7 protein-coding genes and 1 tRNA gene are annotated in these 7,447 nt (G+C 67.3%); 2 read left to right on the top strand and 6 right to left on the bottom strand.

Annotation, left to right across the window (positions count from 1 at the left end):
- The first annotated feature begins 136 nt into the window (after window positions 1-136).
- Window positions 137-1,486, top strand: coding sequence for a Mu transposase domain-containing protein (locus tag ACTMMA_RS16370; protein WP_441188762.1), 1,350 nt, complete (start codon window positions 137-139; stop codon window positions 1,484-1,486).
- The gene (gene istB, locus ACTMMA_RS16365; protein ID WP_441188763.1) at window positions 1,483-2,328 is read left to right on the top strand and encodes an IS21-like element helper ATPase IstB; all 846 of its coding nucleotides are present in this window, start codon (window positions 1,483-1,485) and stop codon (window positions 2,326-2,328) included. Before ACTMMA_RS16370 ends, istB begins: the two co-directional genes overlap by 4 nt.
- Window positions 2,329-2,360: 32 nt before the next feature.
- Here the strand turns inward: istB and ACTMMA_RS16360 are convergent, their stop codons facing one another.
- The 6 genes from ACTMMA_RS16360 to ACTMMA_RS16335 all read right to left on the bottom strand — a co-directional run bounded on the left by ACTMMA_RS16360 (window position 2,361) and on the right by ACTMMA_RS16335 (window position 7,430).
- Entirely contained in the window at window positions 2,361-2,567 is a 207-nt protein-coding gene (locus ACTMMA_RS16360) for a hypothetical protein (protein WP_441191178.1), read from the bottom strand.
- Window positions 2,568-2,681: 114 nt separating this feature from the next.
- Window positions 2,682-4,013, bottom strand: a complete 1,332-nt coding sequence (locus ACTMMA_RS16355) for an MFS transporter (protein ID WP_441191177.1) — start codon at window positions 4,011-4,013, stop codon at window positions 2,682-2,684.
- Between the two features lie 217 nt (window positions 4,014-4,230).
- Window positions 4,231-4,304: transfer RNA gene (locus ACTMMA_RS16350), tRNA-Cys, on the bottom strand.
- A 6-nt stretch (window positions 4,305-4,310) separates the two neighbouring features.
- Window positions 4,311-4,829 carry a carboxymuconolactone decarboxylase family protein gene (locus ACTMMA_RS16345; protein WP_441191176.1) on the bottom strand — a complete coding sequence of 173 codons (519 nt, stop codon included), beginning with the start codon at window positions 4,827-4,829 and terminating at the stop codon, window positions 4,311-4,313.
- Window positions 4,830-4,890: 61 nt separating this feature from the next.
- Complete coding sequence (locus tag ACTMMA_RS16340) at window positions 4,891-5,199, bottom strand: metal-sensitive transcriptional regulator (RefSeq protein WP_441191175.1); 309 nt, start codon at window positions 5,197-5,199, stop codon at window positions 4,891-4,893.
- Window positions 5,200-5,207: 8 nt separating this feature from the next.
- Window positions 5,208-7,430: a heavy metal translocating P-type ATPase gene (locus ACTMMA_RS16335; RefSeq protein WP_441191174.1), complete on the bottom strand. Its 2,223-nt coding sequence runs from the start codon at window positions 7,428-7,430 to the stop codon at window positions 5,208-5,210.
- Between the last annotated feature and the right edge of the window lie 17 nt (window positions 7,431-7,447).

The following is a 7,447-nucleotide window of genomic DNA, read 5'->3' as shown; positions in this document are numbered from 1 at the left end:
TGACGGCGCTCAGGTGAATCTCCCCAGTTCTGCTCACTGAAATTCCCCACCCTGTGGCCCCATCCGGGGACGGGCGGGGCTCCTTCGATGATGGCGGTCTCTGACCACACGCCTACTCGAAGGAGCCCCTCGTCCCATGCTGTCACGGGAGGAAGACATCGAAGTTCACGCGTTGGCCCGGCAGGGCTGGACGATCTCAGCGATCGCCCGGCATCTGGGTCGGGACCGTAAGACCATCCGCGCCTACCTGCGCGGAGACCGGGCCGCGGGCGTCCGCAAGCCGGCGGGGCAGGACCCGTTCGAGCCGTTCGTGGACTACGTCCGCGCCCGGCTGGCCGAGGACCCGCACCTGTGGGCGATGACCCTGTACGACGAGGTCGTCGAGCTGGGGTACGACAAGGCCTACTCCACCTTCACCCGGCAGGTCCGCACCCGCGGGCTGCGCCCGCACTGCGAACCGTGCGCCGGCACGAAGGGCCGCCCGGCGGCGGTGATCGAGCACCCACCGGGTGAGGAGACCCAGTGGGACTGGGTCGAGCTGCCGGACCCGCCCGAGCACTGGGGCTGGGGCACCAAGGCGTTCCTGCTCGTCGGTGCCCTGGCCCACTCCGGCCGGTGGCGCGGCGTGCTGTGCCCTTCGATGGACCAGGCTCACCTCATCGGCGCCCTCGACCGCGTGACCAGAGCGCTCGGCGGGCTCACGCGCTCGTGGCGGTTCGACCGGATGGCCACCGTGTGCCACCCGGCCACCGGGCGTGTGTCCGCGTCGTTCGCCGCGGTGGCCAAGCACTACGGCGTCGGTGTGGAGATCTGCCCGCCGCGGCGCGGCAACCGCAAGGGCGTGGTGGAGAAGGCCAACCACACCGCCGCCCAACGCTGGTGGCGCACCCTGGCCGACGAGGTCACCGTGGAGCAGGCGCAGGCGTCGTTGGACAAGTTCTGCACCACCCGTGGCGATGCCCGCATGCGGCCCGGCGGCCCCGACGGGAAGGCCTCCGTGCTCACCCTCGCCGCCAAGGAACCGCTGGCCCCGGTCCCGACCGTCCCGTTCCCCGCGTCGATCACCGAGGAGAGGGTCGTCTCGGCGCAGGCGCTGGTGGCCTGGCGCGGCAACTTCTACTCCGTCGCCCCCGAGCTCGCCCGTGCCCAGGTGACCGTCACCTGGCGCCTGGGCAGCACGCGCATCGACATCGCCACCACCTCCGGGACGGTGATCGCCCGGCACGAGCTCGCCCCCGACGGTGCTGGCGTCATGGTCCGCGAGCACGCCCACGTCACCGCGCTCGAGGCGCGCGTCCTCGCCGGGCACGACGCCTCTGTGCCGCACCGGCGCAAGGAACGCATCCCACCCGGCCCCGCAGCCCAGGCAGCCGCGCAGGCGCTGCGCGCCCGCCACCAACCCGAGCCCGCCACCACCGCGGACGTGGTCATCGACCTGTCCGCCTACGACAAAGCAGCCCGAGGAAGGAACACCCTGACCCGATGAACACCACACCCACGACCGCGACGACGACCGAGGCGCTGCCGGCGCCGATGATCACCAGCCAGGCGTCGACCTACCAGCAGCTGCGCTCCCACCTGGCCGCGTTGAAGCTGCACGCCGCCGCCGAGCACCTGCCCACCGTCCTGGCAACCGCCGCCGAGCAGGGGTGGTCGATGACCGCGACGTTGGAGCACCTGCTCGCCCGCGAGGTTGAGGCGACCGAGGCCCGCAAGCTCGCCGGCCGGCTCCGGTTCGCCTCACTGCCCACCCCGGCCACCCTGGCCGACTTCGACTTCGACGCCGCCCCGAACGTCGACCGCAAGCTCATCGACGAACTGGCCACCTGCCGGTACCTGGAGTCGGCGACCAACGTGCTGCTCATCGGCCCGCCCGGCGTCGGCAAGACGCACCTGGCCGTCGGCCTGGGCCGGGCCGCGGCCGAGGCCGGGTACCGCACCTACTTCACCACCGCCGCCGATCTGGCCGCCCGGTGCCACCGCGCCGCGATCGAAGGACGCTGGGCCACCACCATGCGCTTCTTCGCCGGCCCAACCCTGCTCATCATCGACGAGCTGGGCTACCTGCCGCTGCCCGGCGAGGCCGCCTCCGCGCTGTTCCAGGTCGTCTCCCAGCGCTACCTCAAGACGTCCATCGTGCTCACCACCAACCGCGGCGTCGCATCCTGGGGCGAGGTCCTAGGCGACAGCACCGTCGCCGCAGCCATGCTCGACCGGCTCCTGCACCGCTCCGTCGTGCTCAACCTCGAAGGCGACTCCTACCGGCTGCGCGACCACCACGCCCGCCAGGGCACCCTGCGAGCCGCCACCCGCCAACCCCTACACTGACCACCGCCCAAGGTGGGGAAATTCAGTGAGCATCACTGGGGAACTTCGACGAGCCTCGTCACGATCACATAGGCGTTGAACACCCAGGACAGATCATGGGGGGTGAAGCCGAGGTCTTCCTGCATGCGAGGCAGGGCGACGCCAATGATCGAGGCGTCCATGATGACCATGAACTGGGCCAGTGCGATGAGGAACAGACCCCACCACCGGGCATTGCTTGTCGGAGGGGACGAGGACATTGCGTGCTCCATTCGTATGGGATTGCGGGGATATAAAGACAGGCTCAATCTATACCCTAGGGGGGTAGGGTAGCAACTGTTGAGAATACGCTCTTCCTCGAGCGGGCAGGTTGCTTAGATCGGGCGCGCGCAGGCGCACTGGCCTGCGGCGAGCACGCACTCGGCGTGTTCGATCTGCTCGGTCAGTGCCTGTTCGGCAGCGTCATCAGCGCGCGGTAGGCCGCCATGGGCGCCGGCGACCGGGGTCGCTGCGGCTCGAGTTCGAGGCCAGAGTGCTATGGCTGCACTCGCCCCCGCTGCGGCGAGGACTCCGAGCACCGACCATGCGAATGCGAAGCCGGCAGCGGTGCCGATCCATCCGGCGATCGGGTAGGTGATAAGCCAGGCCAGGTGCGACAGGGAGAACTGGGCCGCGAACGCGGCGGGCAGTCCCTCCCGCGGCGTCGAAGCCCGGATTACCCGCCCGGTCGGCGTGACGATCAGCGCCATCCCTACGCCGATGAGAGCCCAGATCAGAGCCGTGGCGAGCGATGAGATCAACTGAGCCATCGCCATGCCCACGGTCGCTGCGACACTCAGGAGCAGTACTGCGGCTCCGGCCATCATCACCGCACGGTCGGCTACCTGGGCAAGAACGCGCGGCAGGATGAGCGCGACGATCAGCGTCCCCGCACCAGAGGCGGCGAGCATCCAGGCGACGTCGGCCTGGGTTCCCCCGAGCTGATCGCGCACGTAGTTGACGGTATTGACCACCACGATCGACCCGGCCGCCGCGACCACGAGGTTCAACCCCATGACGCCCCGAAGGGTCGGCGTTCGGGCGAACGCGATGATCCCTGATGAAACCCGAGCCCACGCGCCGGTGCGACCGCTCGGGGCGGCGTTCGGGATCCTCGCCGAGAGCACGAGGGCGGCTGAAACGACGAATCCGATCGAAGTGCCCACGAACAGCCAGTTGAATGTCATGAACAGCAGAGCCAGCGCGGCGAGCACTGGGCTGAGCAAGCTCTCCATCGTGTATGCGACTTGGGATGCCGACAGTGCACGGGTGTACTGCGATTCCTCGGTCACGATGTCGGGGATGACGGCCTGGAAAGTTGGAGTGAATGCCGCCGACGCGGCCTGCAGGACTCCGATGAGGACGTAGATCTGCCAGATCTCCGTGACGAATGGCAACGCGAGCACGACCGCAGCCCGGATTAGATCGAGGAGCGTCAAGAACATGCGCCTCGGCAGCCTGTCGGCATATGCCCCGGCAATCGGAGCAATCACGACGTACATCACCATCTTGATGGTCAATGCGGTCGCAAGCACCGCCCCAGCATCGGAGCCGGCTAGGTCGTAGGCGAGGAGCCCGAGCGCGACCGTGGCCAGGCCCGTACCGAACAGCGCGATCACCTGGGCGCTGAACAAATGCCGGTAGTCGCGGTTTGCGAAGAGTTTCATCGGGGGCTCCTGCAGCTTCAGATCAATAGGTCACACGCCACAACCGTGTACCCCCTGGGGGTATTCCCACATTGATGGTTCTGAAACAGGTTTACGAACGCTTCGGGCACGAGCGCCGATGGGCTCGCCGCGTGCGTTCTGGCGTCAGCATCGACAGTCAGGAGGGGACTCATGAAGGGAGCTCACGGCGACCAAAGCCTTCTGTCCCGGGAGTCGGTGGAGGTGCCTACGGGATTCGAACCCGTGTGGACGGCTTTGCAGGCCGCTGCCTATCCTCTCGGCCAAGGCACCCGGGTCTCAGTCACCGGGGGTGAGGCCGGCGACCAGGTTGAAGGCACCCGTGAGGATGTTCAGCGCCACCACGCCGACGACATCAGTGATCTCTCGGTCGCTGTATCCGAATCCGCGCAGTTCCTCGATCCGTGCGTCGGTGATCGACGCAGGCTCACGGTAGACCAGTACGCCCAGCTGGATCATCGCGGCGATCGAGGGATCCTCGGAGGTGCCCTGCTGCGCGAGAGAGATAGTCTCCTCGGTCAGCCCCAATTTGTGGGCGGCATCGATATGGGAACGCAGGCACATGCCGCAGCCTTGCTGAGACTGCACGGCGATCGAGACGAGCTCGCTGATCCTCCGGTCAAGCTTCGCGCGGCGCATGGCCTTGCTCAGCTGCAAGTACCCGCCGAGGACGGCCGGAGAATGCGCCATCGTCGCCACCATGTCGCCGACGGTGCCGTGGCGCTGGACAAGCTCGCTCAGAAGATCGCGAGAGGCCCCCACGGCCGTGTCCGGGGTGAGCGTTGCGAATCGGGGCATGACGTCTCCTTCGTCGGAGCGGATGGGTCGAGAACCTAGGAGCGGCAGGCGGAGTTGCGTTTCAGGATCGCACCAGGCGGTTAATCGCGTCGGTGGCTTCCTGGATCTTCGCCCTGCCTGCATCATCGCTGAGCCTCGCAGCGTCGAGCACGCAGTGCTTGAGGTGATCATCGAGCAGGCCGGTGGCGACACCCTGGAGAGCACGCGTGAGCGCACTGACTTGAGTGAGGATGTCGATGCAGTACTTCTCCTCATCGATCATCTTCGCGATGCCGCGTGCCTGACCTTCGATGCGTTTCATGCGCTGGAGGTACTGGTTCTTGTCGTCGATGTAGCCGTGACCAGTGGTGGCGTCATTCTCCGATGACATGGGGGTCCTTACTGTTGGTGTTCCAGAACGGAACGGGTGCTGGCTTCAGGGGTGAGGTCGATTCGACGCAGCAGCTGCGCGTTCAGCGCGACCACGATGGTCGACAGCGACATCAGGATCGCGCCGACGGACATCGGGAGCACGAATCCTATCGGGGCCAGGATACCGGCGGCCAGTGGCACCGAGAGGAGGTTGTAGCCTGCCGCCCACCACAGGTTCTGCTTCATCTTGCGGTACGCGGCGCGCGAGAGTTCGATCACGGAGAGCACCGACCTGGGGTCGGAGCTGGCGAGGATGACCCCGGCGGAGGCGATCGCAACGTCCGTGCCGGCACCGATGGCGATACCGACGTCCGCCTGCGCGAGAGCGGGAGCGTCGTTCACGCCGTCGCCGACCATCGCGACTTTCTTGCCCTCATGCTGCAACGCGGCCACCTTGGCGGCCTTGTCCTCGGGGCGGACGCCGGCGAATACTCGATCGATACCGAGTTCGCGGCCGACCTCTTCGGCCACCGCTTCGGCATCGCCGGTGATCATGACGACCTCGACGCCGAGCCGGTGCAGCGCGTCGACGGCGTCGCGGGACTCTGGGCGGACCTCGTCGGCGAGGCGGAGTCCGCCGACCATCCGACCGTCGCGGACCACGTGCAGGATGATCGCGCCCTCGGCCCGCCACGCCTCGGCATCGCCGATCTCGGACTGGCCAATCTCCTCGAGCATGCGCGGCCCGCCCACCCTGATCTCGTGTCCGGAGACGGTCGCGGTGACTCCCACCGCCGGCGAGGATGAGAAGCCGGTCGCGGCCTCGATCATGAGACCGCGATCCCTGGCGGAAGCGACGATGGCTTTCGCGAGAGGGTGCTCGCTGTCGGCCTCGGCCGCAGCGGCAAGCGCAAGTACGTCGTCGGCGTTGAGGCCACCCGCTGGTGCGACTCCGGTGACGGTGGGCTCGCCCTTGGTGAGCGTGCCGGTCTTATCGAAGAGCACAGCATCGACGTGGCGCATGGATTCCAGCGCGAGGCGATCCTTGATGAGCACGCCACCGCGTGCAGCGCGCTCCGTGGCGATGGACACCACAAGCGGGATCGCGAGGCCGAGCGCGTGCGGGCAGGCGATCACGAGCACGGTAATGCTGCGCACGACAGCCGCGTCGGGGTCGCCGACGAGCGTCCACACGATGCCTGTGAGGATCGCCGCCCCCAGGGCAAACCAGAACAGCAGCGCGGCGGCGCGGTCGGCGATGCGTTGTGCGCGTGAGGACGAGTTCTGCGCTTCGGCAACCAGACGGTTGATTCCCGCAAGCGTGGTGTCGTCTCCGGTGGCTGTGACCTCCACGCGCAATCCCGAGTCAGTGGCGACCGTGCCGGCGGTCACCAGGTCGCCCTCGAGTCGGGTGACGGTGCGCGACTCCCCGGTGATCATGGATTCGTCCATCGCCGCGCGGCCGTCGACGATGCGACCGTCGGCTGGCACGCTCCCGCCAGGGCGAACAATGACGATGTCCCCGACGCGCAACTCACCTGGAACGACGGTGACGACCTGGTCGCCTTCGATGCGCTCGGCTTCGTCAGGCAGCAGCGCGGCCAGCGAGTCGAGTGCGGAGGTGGTCTGAGCGAGGGATCGCATCTCGATCCAATGACCGAGCAGCATGATGACCACAAGTAGCGCAAGTTCCCACCAGAACTCGAGCTCGTGATGCACGAGTCCCAGCGAGGCTGCCCAGGACGCGAAGAATGCCACGGTGATCGCCAGAGCGATCAGCAGCATCATGCCGGGCTTGCGGCTGGTGATCTCGCTCCACGCTCCAGTGAGGAAGGGCCGCCCGCCCCAGAGGTACATCACAGTACCGAGAACGGGCGCGACCCATCGTGCCCACGCGGGGACTTCATAGCCGAGGAGCATGGCGAACATCGGCGATGATGCGACCACCGGAACGGCGATGATGAGGTTGATCCAGAACAGACGACGGAACTGTCCTACGTGATCGCCATGCCCGACATGCCCATTGTGATCGCCATGGCCGCCGTGCGTCTCATGAGCCGCGTGAGCGTGGCCCGTGGTGTGAGCATCATGGCCCTGGTGGTGCAGGTGACTCTCCTGCGCGTGATGCGAGTTGGCAGACTCCTCCGACCGGGGCTGCATCGCGCTGTGCTCATGGTGCGCGTGGGAACCGGGTACATTCCCTGCGCTGGAGTGATCGTGATGGCGCGGATGTGTGTGCGGGTCGCTCATGGTCTCTGCTCCTCGTT

Source organism: Ornithinimicrobium panacihumi, assembly GCF_052073805.1.
Lineage (GTDB): Bacteria > Actinomycetota > Actinomycetes > Actinomycetales > Dermatophilaceae > Ornithinicoccus > Ornithinicoccus panacihumi.
This window is presented reverse-complemented; position numbering and strand designations above follow the sequence as displayed.

What these genes read in the sequence shown, in the direction of transcription:
- istB (WP_441188763.1), top strand. Translation starts at nt 1,483, where the DNA reads ATGAACACCACACCCACGACCGCGACGACGACCGAGGCGCTGCCGGCG.
- ACTMMA_RS16335 (WP_441191174.1), bottom strand. Translation starts at nt 7,430, where the DNA reads ATGAGCGACCCGCACACACATCCGCGCCATCACGATCACTCCAGCGCA.
- ACTMMA_RS16370 (WP_441188762.1), top strand. Translation starts at nt 137, where the DNA reads ATGCTGTCACGGGAGGAAGACATCGAAGTTCACGCGTTGGCCCGGCAG.
- ACTMMA_RS16355 (WP_441191177.1), bottom strand. Translation starts at nt 4,013, where the DNA reads ATGAAACTCTTCGCAAACCGCGACTACCGGCATTTGTTCAGCGCCCAG.
- ACTMMA_RS16340 (WP_441191175.1), bottom strand. Translation starts at nt 5,199, where the DNA reads ATGTCATCGGAGAATGACGCCACCACTGGTCACGGCTACATCGACGAC.
- ACTMMA_RS16345 (WP_441191176.1), bottom strand. Translation starts at nt 4,829, where the DNA reads ATGCCCCGATTCGCAACGCTCACCCCGGACACGGCCGTGGGGGCCTCT.
- ACTMMA_RS16360 (WP_441191178.1), bottom strand. Translation starts at nt 2,567, where the DNA reads ATGTCCTCGTCCCCTCCGACAAGCAATGCCCGGTGGTGGGGTCTGTTC.